General features: G+C 68.8%; 13 protein-coding genes, 1 tRNA gene and 1 pseudogene. 13 read left to right on the top strand and 2 right to left on the bottom strand.

Features of this window, described 5'->3' with window-relative positions:
- Positions 1–686: 686 nt before the first annotated feature.
- A pseudogene (locus K9U40_RS17980) lies at positions 687–1,274 on the top strand (tyrosine-type recombinase/integrase); the annotation flags it as partial.
- Between the two features lie 142 nt (positions 1,275–1,416).
- On the opposite strand, the gene K9U40_RS17985 reads toward K9U40_RS17980, so the two are convergent.
- Positions 1,417–1,492, bottom strand: a tRNA-Phe gene (locus tag K9U40_RS17985).
- Positions 1,493–1,868: 376 nt separating this feature from the next.
- Between K9U40_RS17985 and K9U40_RS17990 the strand changes: the two genes are divergently transcribed.
- The 5 genes from K9U40_RS17990 to glnT all read left to right on the top strand — a co-directional run bounded on the left by K9U40_RS17990 (position 1,869) and on the right by glnT (position 7,103).
- Positions 1,869–2,537 (top strand): helix-turn-helix domain-containing protein, encoded by a 669-nt coding sequence (locus K9U40_RS17990; RefSeq protein WP_282891511.1) that lies wholly within the window; start codon positions 1,869–1,871, stop codon positions 2,535–2,537.
- A gap of 157 nt (positions 2,538–2,694) precedes the next feature.
- On the top strand, positions 2,695–3,594 hold the full coding sequence (locus K9U40_RS17995; RefSeq protein WP_282891512.1) for a class II glutamine amidotransferase: 900 nt from the start codon (positions 2,695–2,697) through the stop codon (positions 3,592–3,594).
- The gene (locus K9U40_RS18000) at positions 3,591–4,298 is read left to right on the top strand and encodes a protein glxC (RefSeq protein WP_282891513.1); all 708 of its coding nucleotides are present in this window, start codon (positions 3,591–3,593) and stop codon (positions 4,296–4,298) included. The genes K9U40_RS17995 and K9U40_RS18000 overlap by 4 nt, the downstream gene beginning before the upstream one ends.
- An 11-nt stretch (positions 4,299–4,309) precedes the next feature.
- Complete coding sequence (locus tag K9U40_RS18005; protein WP_282891514.1) at positions 4,310–5,647, top strand: FMN-binding glutamate synthase family protein; 1,338 nt, start codon at positions 4,310–4,312, stop codon at positions 5,645–5,647.
- Between the two features lie 94 nt (positions 5,648–5,741).
- Positions 5,742–7,103 carry a type III glutamate--ammonia ligase gene (gene glnT / locus K9U40_RS18010; protein ID WP_282891515.1) on the top strand — a complete coding sequence of 454 codons (1,362 nt, stop codon included), beginning with the start codon at positions 5,742–5,744 and terminating at the stop codon, positions 7,101–7,103.
- A 111-nt stretch (positions 7,104–7,214) separates the two neighbouring features.
- Here glnT and K9U40_RS18015 read toward each other — a convergent pair whose 3' ends face one another.
- Complete coding sequence (locus tag K9U40_RS18015) at positions 7,215–8,177, bottom strand: LysR family transcriptional regulator (protein ID WP_282891516.1); 963 nt, start codon at positions 8,175–8,177, stop codon at positions 7,215–7,217.
- Positions 8,178–8,322: 145 nt separating this feature from the next.
- Here K9U40_RS18015 and K9U40_RS18020 point away from each other — a divergent pair, with 145 nt between their 5' ends.
- The 7 genes from K9U40_RS18020 to atzF all read left to right on the top strand — a co-directional run.
- Positions 8,323–9,576 (top strand): sarcosine oxidase subunit beta family protein, encoded by a 1,254-nt coding sequence (locus K9U40_RS18020; RefSeq protein ID WP_282891517.1) that lies wholly within the window; start codon positions 8,323–8,325, stop codon positions 9,574–9,576.
- Position 9,577: 1 nt separating this feature from the next.
- Entirely contained in the window at positions 9,578–9,850 is a 273-nt protein-coding gene (locus tag K9U40_RS18025; RefSeq protein ID WP_282891518.1) for a sarcosine oxidase subunit delta, read from the top strand.
- Positions 9,847–12,804 (top strand): sarcosine oxidase subunit alpha family protein, encoded by a 2,958-nt coding sequence (locus K9U40_RS18030; RefSeq protein ID WP_282891519.1) that lies wholly within the window; start codon positions 9,847–9,849, stop codon positions 12,802–12,804. The genes K9U40_RS18025 and K9U40_RS18030 overlap by 4 nt, the downstream gene beginning before the upstream one ends.
- Complete coding sequence (locus tag K9U40_RS18035) at positions 12,797–13,414, top strand: sarcosine oxidase subunit gamma (RefSeq protein WP_282891520.1); 618 nt, start codon at positions 12,797–12,799, stop codon at positions 13,412–13,414. The genes K9U40_RS18030 and K9U40_RS18035 overlap by 8 nt, the downstream gene beginning before the upstream one ends.
- 101 nt (positions 13,415–13,515) lie before the next feature.
- Positions 13,516–14,385: a formyltetrahydrofolate deformylase gene (purU, locus tag K9U40_RS18040; protein ID WP_282891521.1), complete on the top strand. Its 870-nt coding sequence runs from the start codon at positions 13,516–13,518 to the stop codon at positions 14,383–14,385.
- Positions 14,386–14,478: 93 nt separating this feature from the next.
- The gene (locus tag K9U40_RS18045) at positions 14,479–14,715 is read left to right on the top strand and encodes a hypothetical protein (protein ID WP_282891522.1); all 237 of its coding nucleotides are present in this window, start codon (positions 14,479–14,481) and stop codon (positions 14,713–14,715) included.
- 200 nt (positions 14,716–14,915) lie between these two features.
- Positions 14,916–16,271: allophanate hydrolase (gene atzF, locus K9U40_RS18050; protein ID WP_282891523.1), on the top strand; the 1,356-nt coding region annotated here is incomplete at its 3' end.

The raw sequence follows: 16,271 nt of genomic DNA on the forward strand, positions 1-16,271 counted from the left end.
CGCCGCCACCGTCCGCGTGCGCCTCAACGGCGTGGCGATCTGAGGGGAGAGACCCATGCCCAAGCGACCCGCGCTCGTCTGTCAGGCCGATGTCACTCGCCTGCTCAAGGCCGCGCGGGCCGCGGGCTACCCGAATCCTCGCGTCGAAATCGAGCCGGGCGGCACGCTGGTGCTGGTCGCTGAGAACCCTGCGCCGCCGCCTGCGCCGGTCATTCCCGACGACGAGGCGCCGAACCCCTGGGATGAAGCGGTCTGACATGCCGAGGCCCAACCCGCCCCATCTCTCCCGCGACAAGGACAGGCACGGCAACGTGCGCTGGTACGTGCGCTTGCCCGAAAAGCCCAAGGTGCGCCTTCGGGAGGAGTATGGGTCTGCGGCGTTCTGGGCTGCCTATCGCGATGCCTTGGCCGGTATCCAGCCGGTGAAGGCCGGCGCGCGGGAAGAAAAGATGCCAGCTTCGGCCGGCTCCCTGCGCTCACTATGTGAACGCTACTTCAAAAGCGCGGAGTTCCGTGGCCTCGACGAGACGACGCGTCGCGTCCGTCGCTCGATTCTTGACCGGCTTTGCCAGGAGGCCACGTCCTCCAGCAAGCTTTACGGGGACCTGCCCTTCCGCGCCATGCTGCCGCGCCATGTCCGCGGCATCCGCGACAAGAAGATGGACACGCCCGGCGCGGCTAATTCGATGGTGAAGGCACTGCGCCAGCTCTTTGCTTTTGCCGTCGACTGCGACCTCGCCGACACGAACCCGGCGAAGGAGGTGCCATATCTGCCTGCGGTGCGTCCGGATGGCATCCCCGCGTGGACGGCGGCGGACGTTGCGAAGTTCGAGGCCGCCCACCCCGCCGGCTCCGTGGCGCGGCTTGCGTTGATGCTTTTCGTGGAATTTGGGCAGCGCATCTCCGACATCCACCGCCTTGGGCCGGAGATGGTGCAGGCGGGCAACATCACGTTCACGCAATGGAAGAATCGCCGGCGCAAGCCGGTGACCCTGACGCTGCCGATCAGCCCCGAGCTTCAGGCGGTGCTGAAGACCCTGCCGCCGGAGCAAAAGACGTTCCTCGTGAACGACTGGGGCCGGCCCTTCGCTTCCACCGCGGCGTTCGGCAACAAATTCCGGGACTGGTGCAGCACCTCCGGCCTTGTCGGCCGCTCTGCCCACGGGCTCCGGAAATACTTCTCGGCGCACCTCGCGGAAAGCGGCGCCAGCGACCGGGAAATCATGGCCTTCACCGGCCACCGCACATCGAAGGAGGTTGACCGCTACACCCGTTCGGCGAGCCAGAAGCGACTGGCGAAGTCCGCGCAGCTCAAGCTGACGGCGAACGAGAATGTCCCACCTGTTTCGCCGGCCAACGAAAGTGGGACAAAAAGCCTAACTAAGTCTTTGTCGGAAAAGGCTTCCAAGGAAGCGATGGTGCCCAGGGGCGGAATCGAACCACCGACACTGCGATTTTCAGTCGCATGCTCTACCAACTGAGCTACCTGGGCGTCCATCCGGCGGCAGCGCCGTTTGGAGCCGCGAGTGTATAGTCAGGAAGTCGGCGCCTGTCCATAGGCGCCACGCGCGGCAGGCGCGCGTCGGGACCAACTGTGGAAAACCCATCCGACCGTGCCCTGAAACCTCCCGCCCAGCCGCGCTTTTCGCATCATCCCATCCACGGATCGCTTCCAACCGAGCGCCCGGACCGTCAGCCAGGCCGGGGCCGGAACCGCAGACCCGCCGGAAAGATGCCCCTGCGTCAGGCCGGCGACGGATTCGCCGTGTCTTCTCCGTCGGAAGCTGGCACAATGATTACTCAAGCACGAGTGGTGTCGCCCGGACTCCTTGTCTGGATGCTGGGCGGATGAGCGTACGGGGGAAAGCGTGGCCGAAAGGAAGGTGAAGGGGGCCGTGGAGGCCCAGTTGCCGCACGAGCCCGAGGACTATGTGACCGGCTCCGGCGCGCCCGCCGCGACCGCGGTGACCCTTGAGCAGGCGCTGGGGGTTCAGGTGCGCTCCATCCGGCGCGAGCTCGATCTCACCGTGTCGGACCTTGCCGGCGCGGCCAGCATTTCCGTGGGCATGCTCTCCAAGATCGAGAACGGCCAGATCTCCCCCTCCCTCGCCACGCTGCAGGCCATCTCCAAGGCCCTCAACGTGCCCATCACCACCCTGTTCTCCGCCTTCGAGGAGCGGCGCGACTGCTCGTTCGTGCGCGCCCACCAGGGCGTCATCATCGAGCGGCGCGGCACCAAGGTGGGCCACCAGTATGAGCTGCTGGGCCACGGGCTCGGCGGCGACATCGTGGTGGAGCCCTACCTGATCACCCTGTCGGAGGAGGCCGCGCCCCACACCGGCTTCCGTCATGCCGGCGTGGAATTCATCTATATGCTCTCGGGCGAGGTGCTCTACCGCCACGCGGACCGCACCTATCACCTGCGGCCGGGCGATTCCCTGATGTTCGATTCCGGCGCGGCGCATGGCCCGGAAGACCTCATCAAGCGGCCCATGACCTATCTCTCCATCATCGTCTACGGCCGCGACCGGCACTGAGGCGCGCCCTCGGCACCGCCCCGCCGTCACGTCGGGCGCGGGTCTATTTTCCTCAAGCGAAAACTTTATTCTTTTACGTTGACGCCCCAGGTCGTTCGGCGTACTTCTTCATCCCAAGGTCGCCCGCGCGGCCCGGAATGGAGACAGTGACAGCGCCATGTGCGGCATCGTCGGACTTTTCTTGAAGGACCCCAAGCTCGAAGGCGAGCTCGGGGCCATGCTCGCCTCCATGCTCTGCGTCATGACGGATCGCGGCCCCGATAGCGCGGGCTTCGCCGTCTATGGCAGCGGCGCGAAGGACAAGGTGAAGCTCTCGCTGCGCGCCACGGCGTCCTACGACTTCGAGGCGCTCGCGGCCGGCCTCTCGCTCCCGGCCGCCGGCCTGCCGGGTCTCGCCGTGCGCGGCACCCATGCCATCGTCGAGATCCCCGCCGCGCGGGAAGCGGCGGTGCGCGCCTTCCTCAAGGAGCGCCATCCGGAGGTGGCCATCGTCGGCACCGGCGAGCGCATGGAGATCTTCAAGGAGGTGGGCCTGCCCGCATCCGTGGCGCAGACCTTCGGCCTGCCCGGCATGCGCGGCACCCATGGCATCGGCCACACCCGCATGGCCACCGAGAGCGCGGTGACCACCGCCGGCGCCCACCCCTTCTCCACCGGCGCCGACCAATGCCTGGTGCACAACGGCTCGCTCTCCAACCACAACGCGCTGCGCCGCGCGCTGAAGCGCGAGGGCATCGCCATCGAGACCGACAACGACAGCGAGGTGGCCGCCGGCTATCTCACCTGGCGGATGAAGCAGGGCGCCTCCCTGGGCCAGGCGCTGGAAGCCGGCCTCAACGACCTCGACGGCTTCTTCACCTTCGTGGTGGGCACCGAGAACGGCTTCGGCGTGCTGCGCGATCCCATCGCCTGCAAGCCCGCCGTGATGGCCGAGACCGACCAGTATGTGGCCTTCGGCTCGGAATACCGCGCCCTGGTGGACCTGCCGGGCATCGCCAGGGCCCGTGTGTTCGAGCCGGAACCCGCCACCGTCTATTTCTGGGAGCGCGCCCAGTGAACGCCATCTCCCCCGACCTCACCTTCGACCTCGCCGCCACCTCCCTGCGCGAGCTGAATGCGGCGCTGCACGCCGCCACCGGCGAGAGCAACGCCCGCCGCTGGCGGGTGCTGAACCCCAATGGCCGGCACGCGGTGGCGGTGGGCATCAATGCCCCCCTCACCGTCGAGATCGAGGGCCACGTGGGCTATTACTGCGCCGGCATGAACGCCGAGGCCTCCGTGATCATCCACGGCAATGCCGGCGTGGGCCTTGCCGAGAACATGATGAGCGGCTTCGTCCATGTGCGCGGCGATGCCAGCCAGGCGGCCGGCGCCACCGGCCATGGCGGCCTGCTGGTAATCGACGGCAATGCCTCGGCCCGCTGCGGCATCTCCATGAAGGGCATCGACATCGTGGTGAAGGGCTCGGTGGGCCACATGAGCGCCTTCATGGGCCAGTCCGGCAGCCTCATCGTGCTGGGCGATGCCGGCGAGGCGCTGGGCGACAGCCTCTATGAGGCGAAGCTGTTCGTGCGCGGCTCCGTCAAGTCGCTGGGCGCCGACTGCATCGAGAAGGAGCTGCGCGACGAGCACAAGGCGCTGCTGGCGGAGAAGCTGAAGGCCGCCGGCCTTGAAGGCACCGTCGATGTCTCCGCGTTCAAGCGCTACGGCTCGGCCCGGCAGCTCTACAATTTCCACGTCGACAACGCGTCCGCGTACTGAGGGCCGAGACGATGACCGCTCATTCCAACGTGCCCCGCACCCCGCCCCGCTTCTCGGCCACGTTCGATCCGGCGACGCTGGCGGAGATCCGCCGCGCGGCGGCCACCGGCATCTATGACATCCGCGGCGGCGGCACCAAGCGCAAGGTGCCCCACTTCGACGACCTGCTCTTCCTCGGCGCCTCCATGTCGCGCTATCCGCTGGAGGGCTATCGCGAGAAGTGCGGCACCGAGGTGGTGCTCGGCACCCGCTTCGCCAAGAAGCCGATTACGCTGAAGACCCCGGTGACCATCGCCGGCATGAGCTTCGGCGCGCTCTCGGCCCAGGCCAAGGAAGCGCTGGGCCGCGGCGCCTCCACGGTGGGCACATCCACCACCACGGGCGACGGCGGCATGACGCCAGAGGAGCGCGGGCAGTCGCAGACCCTGGTCTACCAGTACCTGCCCTCGCGCTACGGCATGAACCCGGTGGACCTGCGCAAGGCGGACGCCATCGAGATCGTCATCGGCCAGGGCGCCAAGCCTGGCGGCGGCGGCATGCTGCTGGGCCAGAAGATCTCCGACCGCGTCGCCGCCATGCGCAACCTGCCCAAAGGCATCGACCAGCGCTCGGCCTGCCGCCATCCCGACTGGACCGGCCCGGACGATCTCGAGATCAAGATCGAGGAGCTGCGCGAGATCACCGACTGGGAAAAGCCCATCTATGTGAAGGTGGGCGCCTCCCGCCCTTATTACGACATCGCGCTGGCGGTGAAGGCGGGCGCGGACGTGGTGGTGCTCGACGGCATGCAGGGCGGCACCGCGGCCACCCAGGATGTGTTCATCGAGAATGTGGGCCTGCCCATCCTCGCCGCCATCCGCCCGGCGGTACAGGCGCTGCAGGATCTCGGCATGCATCGCAAGGTGCAGCTCATCGTCTCCGGCGGCATCCGCTCCGGCGCGGACGTGGCCAAGGCGCTGGCGCTGGGCGCCGATGCGGTGGCCATCGGCACGGCGGCGCTGGTGGCGCTGGGCGACAACGATCCCCAGTATGAGGACGAATACCAGGCGCTCGGCACCACCGCAGGGGCCTATGACGACTGGCACGAGGGCCTCGACCCCGCCGGCATCACCACCCAGGACCCGGCGCTCTCCGCCCGGCTCGATCCGGTGAAGGCCGGACGGCGCCTCGCCAACTATCTCTCGGTGATGACGCTGGAGGCGCAGACCATCGCCCGCGCCTGCGGCAAGAGCCATGTGCACAATCTGGAGCCGGAGGACCTCGTCGCCCTCACGGTGGAGGCCGCCGCCATGGCCGGCGTGCCGCTGGCCGGCACCTCCTGGATCCCGGGACGCACCGGCGGTTACTGAGCCCCAGCGACATGAATTCGGCCGCGCCGCTCGAACGGCGCGGCCTTCATAAAATACTAGAAAACCCAAGACCTTCCTGCCAGGGATCGAACCCATGACACGCACCACCGAAATCGCACGGGAGGCGGAAGGGCGCGCAGCCGTCTCCGCAAATGTCGGCCTCGACCTCGCCAAGATCGCGAAAGAGCGCGGCATCAAGTATTTCCTCATCTCCTACGTGGACCTGTTCGGCGGCCTCAGGGCGAAGCTCGTGCCCGCCGCCGCCATCGGCCCCATGCAGAAGGAAGGCGCCGGCTTCGCGGGCTTTGCCACCTGGCTCGACATGTCGCCGGCCGACCCGGACCTGTTCGCGGTGCCCGATCCCTCAAGCCTCATCCAGCTGCCGTGGAAGGAGGAGATCGGCTGGCTCGCCGCCGACCTCTACATGGCGGGCGAGGAAGTGGCGCAGGCCCCGCGCACGGTGCTGAAGAAGCAGCTCGCCGCCGCGGCGGCGCTGGGCTACGAAGTGAAGACCGGCGTCGAGTGCGAGTATTTCCTCATCACGCCGGACGGAAAGTCCATCTCGGATACGTCCGACACGGCGGAAAAGCCCTGCTACGACCAGTCCGCCCTCATGCGCCGCTACGATGTCATCAAGGACATCTGCGATGCCATGCTCAAGCTCGGCTGGGGCGCCTACCAGAACGACCACGAGGACGCCAATGGCCAGTTCGAGATGAACTGGAACTACGACAACGCCCTGCTCACCGCGGACCGGCATGTCTTCTTCAAGTACATGGTGAAGTCGATCGCAGAACAGCACGGGCTGCGCGCCACCTTCATGCCGAAGCCCTTCATCAACCTCACCGGATCGGGCTGCCATGCCCATGTCTCGCTGTGGTCGAAGGGCAAGAACGCCTTCTCCGATCCCAAGGGCGAGCTGGGCGTCTCGCAGCTCGGCTACAATTTCATCGGCGGGCTGATCCACAATGCGGACGCTTTGTGCGCCATCACCAATCCCACGGTGAATTCCTACAAGCGCATCAACGCGCCGCGCACCATTTCGGGGGCCACCTGGGCGCCGAATACGGTGACCTACACCGGCAACAACCGCACCCACATGATCCGCATTCCGGACGCGGGCCGCTTCGAGTTCCGCCTCGCCGACGGCGCGGCCAACCCCTACCTGCTCCAGGCCGGCCTCACGGCGGCGGGCCTCGACGGCATCGAGAACCAGCGCGATCCCGGCAAGCGCCTCGACATCAACATGTACACGGACGGACACAAGGTGAAGGGCGCCAAGCGCCTGCCGCTGAACATGCTCGATGCCCTGCGCGCGCTGGAAAAATCCCGCGTGCTGGGCGAGCGGCTGGGTCAGCCCTTCGTCTCCGGCTATCTCAAGCTGAAGCATGAGGAATGGAACGCCTATTCTCGCCACCTCACCCAGTGGGAGCGGGACAACACGCTCGACATCTGAGCCGCGGAGTCGCTCCCGCTGCTCGACGGGCCCCGGAGGCAACTCCGGGACCTTTGTCGCTGGCATGGCCCGTCCCGCAGAACCGTGTGCTTGCTGCGCCCGGAGCCTCGCTTATTCGGCCGTCGACAGCGCCGCGAGCCACGGCAAGACGGCCCGAAGGCCCGGCAGCACCTCTGTCTCCAGCGCCCCCCGGCAGAAGGCGGCCACCTCCCGTGGCAGGCGGCCCAGTTCCTGACGCCGCGCGATCAAAGTGAGGCTGCGGGAAAGCGCCGGACCCGGCAGCGGCGCGCAGGCAAAGCGCGAAAAATCCATCCCCGCCTCGTAGAGGCAGAGCGGAGTCGTCACCGCCATCCCCTCCCCGGCCGCCACCATGGCCGTGACCCCATAGGGGGTGTCGAACTCCAGCCGGCGCGGCAGGTCGAGCTTGAGGCGCCGCAGGTGCCGCTCCACCTCGATGCCGGTCTTGGAGCGCGCCGAGAAGCGCACCAGCGGCAGGCGGCGGGAGAGCTGCGCCAGATCCTCCACCCGCGCCGGCGCCGCCTCGCCGGCCGGCAGCAGCAGCACATAGGGCTCGGTGAAGAGGGGGAAGCGCTCCAGCCCCTCGATGTCGGCCAGCTCATCCACGCCCACCAAGAGGTCGAGCTGGCGCGACAGCAACGCGCTGGCATGGGAGGCGGTGAGCCCCGCCAGCAGCGACACTTCTTCCGCCACCCCGGAAAGCCAACCCGCCAGCGGCGCCGACAAGGCGCGCGACAGGGAATCCACCAGTCCGGCGCGGATCAGCGGCAGGCGGCCGTGCTCGGTCTCCTTCAAAGCGGGCACGATCTGCCGCGCCTCGGAGAGCAGCGCGCTGGCCTTCTGCCGCAGCACGCCGCCGGCGGCGGTGAGCCCCAGCGGCCGCACGCTGCGGTCGAACAGGGCGACGCCCATGCGCCCCTCCAGCTCCGCCACCGCCTGCGACACCGCCGGCTGGGTGAGCCCGAGCCGCCGCGCCGCCCCTGCCATGGCGCCGGCCTCGCAGACCGCGAGGAAGATCTCCAGCGCCTTCAGGTCGAAGGGAAAAAGCTCGCGCACGATGCCAGTCCGGGGCTCAGGGGCACACTATAAGCAGGATTTATATTAATCCTCGTTAGGCGGCGAGGTATAGAGGCTTCCGAGGGGTCCCCAAGCGCGTGCCCCAAACGCGTGCCCCAAGCGCGTGCCCCAAGGCGAGTGCCCGATGTCCCGCTATTCCTTTTTGAGCCTCATCGCCAATGCGCTCAACGGCCAGACCGGGTGGAAGCCCGCCTGGCGGGATGCCGCGCCCAAGCCCACCTATGACGTGATCATCGTGGGCGGCGGCGGCCATGGCCTCGCGACCGCCTATTACCTCGCCAAGGAGCACGGCATCCGCAACATCGCGGTGCTGGAGAAGGCCCATGTGGGTTCCGGCAATGCCGGGCGCAACACCACCATCATCCGCTCCAACTACCTGCTGCCGGGCAACGAGCCGTTCTACGAGTGGTCCATGAAATTGTGGGAGGGCCTGGAGCAGGACCTCAACTACAACGCCATGGTCTCCCAGCGCGGCATCATCAATCTGTTCCACTCGGACGGCCAGCGCGACGCCTATGCCCGGCGCGGCAACGCCATGCGCCTCGCCGGCGCGGACTCCCAGCTGCTCGATCGCGAGCAGGTGCGCGCGCTCGCCCCCTTCCTCGATTTCGACAATGCACGCTTCCCCATCAAGGGCGGGCTGATGCAGGCCCGCGCCGGCACCGCCCGGCACGATGCGGTGGTGTGGGGCTATGCCCGCGCCGCCGACCGCCTCGGCGTGGACATCGTGCAGAATTGCGAAGTCACCGGCTTCATCCGCGAGGGCGATGCGGTGGTCGGGGTGGAGACCACGCGCGGCGCCATCCGCGCGCCGAAGGTGGGCCTCGCGGTGGCCGGCTCCACCTCCCGCCTCACCCGGCTGCTGGATTTGCGCCTGCCCATCGAGAGCCATGCGCTGCAGGCCTTCGTCTCTGAGGGGCTGAAGCCGCTGGTGCCGGGGGTGATCACCTTCGGCATGGGGCATTTCTACGTCAGCCAGTCCGACAAGGGCGGCCTCGTCTTCGGCGGTGATATCGACGGCTACAATTCCTACGCCCAGCGCGGCAACCTTCCGGTGGTGGAGGACGTGGCGGAGGGCGGCATGGCGGTGATGCCGCTCATCGGCCGGCTGCGCATGCTGCGGGCCTGGGGCGGCCTCGTGGACATGTCCATGGATGGCTCGCCCATCATCGACGTGGGGCCGCTGCCCGGCCTCTATCTCAACACGGCGTGGAACTACGGGGGCTTCAAGGCGACGCCGGCCTCCGGCTGGTGCTTCGCCCACACCATCGCGCGGGAAGAGGCGCACGCCTTGAACGCGGCCTTCCGCCTCGACCGCTTCCGCACCGGCCACATCATCGACGAGAAGGGGGTCGGCGCCCAGCCGAACCTGCACTGACATGCGCATCCCCTGTCCCTATTGCGGCGCGCGCTCCTCCCACGAATTCGCCTATCTGGGCGACGCCGCGCCGACCCGTCCCGATCCCTCAGCCCCAGACGCGGCCGAGGCCTTCCATTCTTATGTCTACGAGCGGGACAATCCCGCCGGGCCCATGGATGAGCTTTGGTACCATTCCGCCGGCTGCCGCCGCTGGCTGAAGGTGACGCGGGATACCCGCACCCACGCCATCACCGCCGTGGCCTTCGCCGGAACCGGGGAGGGCGGTCGATGACCCGCCTCGTCGATGGCGGCCTCATCGACCGCAGCCGCACCCTGTCCTTCGCCTTCGATGGCAAAAGCTTCACCGGCCATCCCGGCGATACGTTGGCCTCGGCGCTGCTCGCCAACGGCGTGCGGCTCATGGGCCGCTCGTTCAAGTATCATCGCCCGCGCGGGGTGGTGACGGCGGGTTCCGAAGAGCCCAACGCCCTTGTGGAACTGCGCACCGGCGCCCGGCGCGAGCCCAACACCCGCGCCACCACGGTGGAGCTTTACGACGGCCTCGAAGCCGCGAGCCAGAACCGCTGGCCCTCGCTTGATGTGGACGTGCTGAGCGTCAACCGGCTGGTCTCGCCCTTCCTCGGCGCGGGCTTCTACTACAAGACCTTCATGTGGCCCGCTGCGTTCTGGGAGAAGCTGTACGAGCCAGTCATCCGTCGCGCAGCCGGCCTCGGCCGCGCCCCCGACGCGCCGGACCCGGACACGTACGAGAAAGCCACCGCCTTCTGCGACGTGCTCGTCATCGGCTCCGGCGCGGCCGGCCTTGCGGCGGCGCAGGCGGCGGGGCGCTCCGGGGCGCGGGTGATCCTCGCGGAGGAGGATTTCCGCCTCGGCGGCCGGCTGCTCTCCGAGCGCGCGGTGATCGACGGCGGTTCCGCCCTCGATTTCGTGGCGCGGGCTGAGGCCGAGCTTTCAAGCCTGCCGAATGTGCGCCTGATGCCGCGCACCACCGTGTTCGGCGCCTATGACGGCAGCGAATATGGCGCCGTGGAGCGCGTGGGCGATCATCTGCCCGCCCCCCTGCCCTTCCAGCCGCGCCAGCGCCTGTGGCGGATCGTGGCGAAGCGCTGCGTGCTGGCGGCGGGCGCCTTCGACCGGCCCATCGTGTTCCCGGGCAATGACCGGCCGGGGGTCATGTCGGCGCTGGCGCTCGCCACCTACGCCACGCGCTACGGCGCGGGCGCCGGGGCCAACGCCGCCGTCTTCTCCACCAACGACCATGCGGTGGCCGCCGCCCTCGATGCGGCGGAAGCGGGCCTGAAGCTCGACGCCATCATCGACGTACGCCCGGCCCTGCCCGACGCATTGGCGGCGCGGGCGAAGGCGCTGGGCGTGCGCGTCATCACCGAGGGCGAGGTGGTGGCGACCTCGGGCAAGTGCCTGACATCCATCACTGTGCGCACGCCGCGCGGCAGCGAGACGCTGACGGTGGAAGCCCTCGGCGTGTCGGGCGGCGCGACGCCCAACCTCAACCTGACCTGCCATCTCGGCGGCAAGCCCGTGTGGCGCGAGGACATCGCCGCCTTCGTCCCCGGCGCGGTGCCCCCCGGCATGGCGGTGGCGGGCGCGGCGGCGGGCACCTTCGCCCTCGCCGATTGCCTCGCGGAAGGCACGCGCCTCGGCGCATCGGCGGCTTCTGACGCGGGCTTCGCCGCATCCCCGGCGCCGGCCCCGCAGGCGGAGGGCTCGCCCACCGGGTTCAAGCCCTTCTTCCATGTGCAGGGCAAGGGCTCCGCGTTTGTGGACCAGCAGAACGACGTGACCGCCAAGGACGTGGCCCTCGCCCATCGCGAAGGCTTCCGCGCGGTGGAATTGCTGAAGCGCTACACCACGCTGGGCATGGCCACCGACCAGGGCAAGACCTCCAACATGGCCGGCCTCGCCTTGATGGCGGAGCTGACCGGCAAGGGCATTCCCGCCACCGGCACCACCGTGTTCCGCCCGCCCTATACGCCGGTGGCGCTGGGCGTGCTGGCCGGCCACCATCGCGGCATCGACTTCAAGCCGGCCCGTCCCACCCCGACCCATGAGTGGGCGCTGGCGCAGGGCGCCGTCTTCGTGGAAACCGGCCTGTGGATGCGCGCCGCCTATTTTCCCAAGCCCGGCGAAAAAGACTGGCTGGAAAGCGTGAACCGCGAGGTGAAGGCGACGCGCGAAGCCGTCGGCGTCATCGACGTGTCCACCTTCGGCAAGATCGACCTTCAGGGGCCGGATGTGGGCGTGCTGCTCGATCGCGTCTACATCAACATGTTCTCGACGCTGGCGGTAGGCAAGGCGCGCTACGGCGTGATGCTGCGCGAGGACGGCCTGGTCATGGACGACGGCACCACCGCGCGACTCGCCGACGACCATTATGTAATGACCACCACCACGGCCAATGCCGCCAAGGTCTACCAGCATCTGGAATTCTGCCTTCAGGTGCTGTGGCCGGAGCTGGATGTGTGCCTCGCCTCGGTCTCCGAGCAATGGGCGCAGATCGCGGTGTCCGGGCCGCGCTCCCGCGAGGTGCTGGGCAAGATCGTGGACGGGCTGGACGTGTCCAATGCCGGCCTGCCCTTCATGGGGGTGGCGCAGGGCAGCGTGATGGGCGGCGTTGAGGCGCGCATCTTCCGCCTCTCCTTCTCCGGGGAACTCGGCTACGAGATCGCGGTGCCGGCCCGCCACGGCGCGGCGCTGATGCAGGCGCTGATGGCGGCGGGCGCGCCGTTCGGCATCACGCCCTATGGGGTGGAGGCGCTGGGCGTGATGCGCATCGAGAAGGGCCATGTCTCCGGCAGCGAGCTCAACGGCCAGACCTGCGCGCGCGACCTGGGCCTGGCCAAGATGGCGTCCACGAAGAAGGACTATATCGGCCGGGTGATGGCCGGGCGGCCCGCCTTCGCCGACCCGGACCGGCCGACGCTGGTCGGCTTCAAGCCGGTGGACCGCGCCGCGCGGCTGCGTGCCGGCGCCCATTTCCTCAAAGTCGGCGCGGCTGCGACCACGCAGAATGACGAGGGCTACATGACCTCGACCGCCTTCTCGCCCACCCTTGGCCACTTCATCGGCCTCGGCCTTTTGAAGCGCGGGCCGGAACGCATGGGCGAAAAGGTGCGCGCCTATGACCCGGTGCGGGGCGGTGACATGGAGGTCGAGGTGTGCTCTCCCGCTTTCATTGACCCGCAAGGGGAGAAGCAGCGTGTCTGACCTGCTGGAACACATCGCCCCCACCCGCCTGGTGCCGGAGGGGCACTATGGCCCGGAGGGGGCTACGGGCGTCTCCGCGCGCGCGGCGAACACCAGCGCGAGCCCCCTTGCCGCCGCCACCCTGGTGGCCCGCAAGGGCGCCACCGGGCGCCTCATCGTCGCCTGCGCGGCGGCGGGCCTGCCTTTGGCCGACGCACCGCGCTCCAGCGGCGGGGCGGGGCTGGAGGCGGTGGGAACAGGCCCCGGCCGCTGGCTCGTCCTCGCCGAGGGCATGAGCGGGCCGGACCTCGTGGCGCGCCTCGCCGGCATGGCGCAGGGCCTCGCCGCCATCACCGACCAGAGCGACGCCCATCTCATCCTCGACATCTGCGGCGAGAGGGCGCGCGCGGCGCTGGAGAAGGGCGTGACCGTGGACCTTGAGCCCACCGTCTTCCGGGCGGGAGACGCAGCGACCACCGTCGTCTCCCATGTGGGCGTCACCTTCTGGCAGAGGGATGGCGCAACCTACCGCTTCGCGGTGGGGCGCTCGTTCGCGCCCGCCTTCCTGCGCTGGCTGACCGTGAGCGCGGCCGAGTTCGGCTTCGCCCTCGCCGGCACCGGCCGAGGTTGACCGCAGCGCGGCGCGCGCCACCCGCCTTTCCGTACCCTTCCCGTTCCTCACGCGACCGCCTGCGCCACGGCGCGCGGCGCGCCAGATAAAGACGCATCACCATGACCACGCCGAGCGATCACTTCATCCTCACCCTCTCCTGCCCCAACCGGCCGGGCATCGTGGCGGGGGTGTCCACCTTCCTGTTCGAGAAGGGCTGCAACATCCTCGAGGCCCAGCAGTACGACGATACGGAAACCAACCGCTTCTTCATGCGCGTGGTGTTCAACGTGGTGGCGAGCGAGGCGACCCTGCCCGAGATCCGCGAGGGCTTTGCCGCCGTGGCCGCCGGATTCGACCTCACCTGGACCATGCGCGCCGTGGCGGAGAAGCGCCGCGTGATGCTCCTGGCCTCCAAGTTCGACCATTGCCTCGCCGATCTGCTCTATCGCTGGCGCATCGGCGAGATCGAGATGGAGATCACCGGCATCGTCTCCAACCATCCGCGCGAGACCTATGCCCATCTCGATTTCGACGGCATCCCCTTCCATCACCTGCCGGTGACCAAGGCCACCAAGCTGGAGCAGGAGACGAAGATCTGGGAGATCTTCGAGGCGTCCCGCTCGGAGCTGGCCGTGCTCGCCCGCTACATGCAGGTGCTGTCCGACGGGCTCTCCGCCAAGCTCTCGGGCAAGTGCATCAACATCCACCACTCGTTCCTGCCCGGCTTCAAGGGCGCCAAGCCCTACCACCAGGCCCACGCCCGCGGCGTGAAGCTCATCGGCGCCACCTCGCACTATGTGACCTCGGACCTCGACGAAGGGCCGATCATTGAGCAGGACGTGGAGCGCATCTCCCACCAGGATTCGCCCGACGACCTGGTGCGCAAGGGCCGCGACATCGAGCGCCGGGTGCTCGCCCGCGCCATCTCCTGGCACCTCCAGGACCGGGTGTTGCTGAACGGCTCGCGCACCGTGGTGTTCCGCGACTGAGGCTGCCGCGCGCCATGCCCTCTCCCCGCGCGGGAAGGGCGTGGCCGCAAAGGAAACCGGCGGCCGCTCCGGCGCGTTGGTCCTGGGAGATCCATGACAAGGGAGATCCCCATGCACCGCAACGGCGTACTCGTCGCCGCAGCCATCGTGCTCGTGCTCGCATTGTTCGCGGCGAACATGTTCTCCAACCGCGGCACGCCCGAGCCCAGCGAAACGGCCCCGGCCAACATCGCCGCCCCCACCGGCAACCCGCCGCCACCGACGACCTCGCCCGAAGCTCCTCCCGGGCGGACCCTGTCGCCGGAGGCCGGAGACCGGCCCGGCCGCTGAGGCCCGCGCCCTGCGGCGCACAACTATTAGGCAAATGATGCTTCGATAGCGGCCCGACGCCGGTTCCGGAAGGACCGTCCGGGCCGTATTAACTTACACAAACATTTGCATCAGAATATAAAATCTAAAATTGCATACATGTGGCTCGTTTCCTGCTAGGCCTCGCCTGCCGCGCGGTGCGGCCGAACACGGGTTAGAGCATGCAGACCGTCGCCAGCCTCCTCAGCGCCCACAGGTCGGGCGCCCGCTCCGTCGCCGACACGGTGCGCGCCGTCTATGCCCGCATCGCGGTGCACGACGATCCGGCCCTGTTCATCACCCTGCGCCCCGAAGCCGACCTGCTGGGGGAAGCCGCAGCGCTGGAAGCCAGCGGCGAGACCGCCCTGCCGCTCTACGGTATCCCGATGGCAGTGAAGGACAATATCGACGTGGCCGGGCTGCCCACCACCTGCGCCTGCCCCGCCTTCGCCTACACGCCCGAGCGCGACGCCACCGCCGTGGCGCGGCTGAAGGCGGCGGGCGCCCTCATCATCGGCAAGACCAATCTCGACCAGTTCGCCACCGGCCTCGTGGGCGTGCGCTCGCCCTATGGCATCCCGCGCAACGCGTTCAATCCGGCGCTGGTGCCGGGCGGCTCCTCCTCCGGTTCGGCGACCTCGGTGTCCGCCGGCATCGTGCCGGTCTCGCTCGGCACCGACACCGCCGGCTCCGGCCGGGTGCCGGCCATGCTCAACAACATCGTGGGGCTGAAGCCCTCCCTCGGCCTCGTGCCGAATACCGGCCTCGTGCCCGCCTGCAAGACGCTGGACTGCATCTCCGTCTTCGCCCTCACGGTGGACGACGCCATGACGGTGCTGGACGTGATCGCCGGCTTCGACCCGCAGGATGCCTGGTCCCGCGACCTGCCCCTCGGCCCGCTCGCCGCCGCGCCACCCGCCTTCGTGCTGGGGGTGCTGCCGGAAGCCCAGCGCGAATTCTTCGGCGACACCCACGCCGCCGCCGCCTACGCGGCGGCCCTGGAGCGCTTCGCAGCCCTCGGCGCGACCTTGAAGGAGATCAATTTCGCCCCCTTCGCCGAGACCGCCCGGCTGCTCTATGAGGGCCCCTGGGTGGCGGAGCGCTGGATCGTGGCGGAGAAGCTGCTCGCCACCACGCCCGAGGCGCTCCATCCCGTCACCCGCGCCATCACCGAGCCGGGCGGCAAGGCGAGCGCGGCCGACGCCTTCCGCGCCATGTACAAGCTGAAGGAATTGCGGGCGCAGGTGGCCCCTGTGCTGGCCGCCATCGACGGCCTCCTCCTGCCCACCGCCCCCAGCGCCTATACGGTGGAGGAGGTGCTGGCCGATCCGGTGCGCCTCAATTCGCGCAATGGCACCTACACCAATTTCGTCAACCTCATGGACCTGTGCGGCATCGCCGTGCCCGCCGCCATCGCGCCCACCGGCGTGCCCTATGGCGTCACCCTTTTGGCACCGGCGGGCAGGGATGCGCAGATGGCAGCCCTCGGGCGCGCCTTCGTGGCGGCCGGCGACCTGCCGCTGGGCGCAAGCCATGCC

This window comes from Xanthobacter autotrophicus (assembly GCF_030015065.1).
GTDB lineage: Bacteria > Pseudomonadota > Alphaproteobacteria > Rhizobiales > Xanthobacteraceae > Xanthobacter > Xanthobacter autotrophicus_D.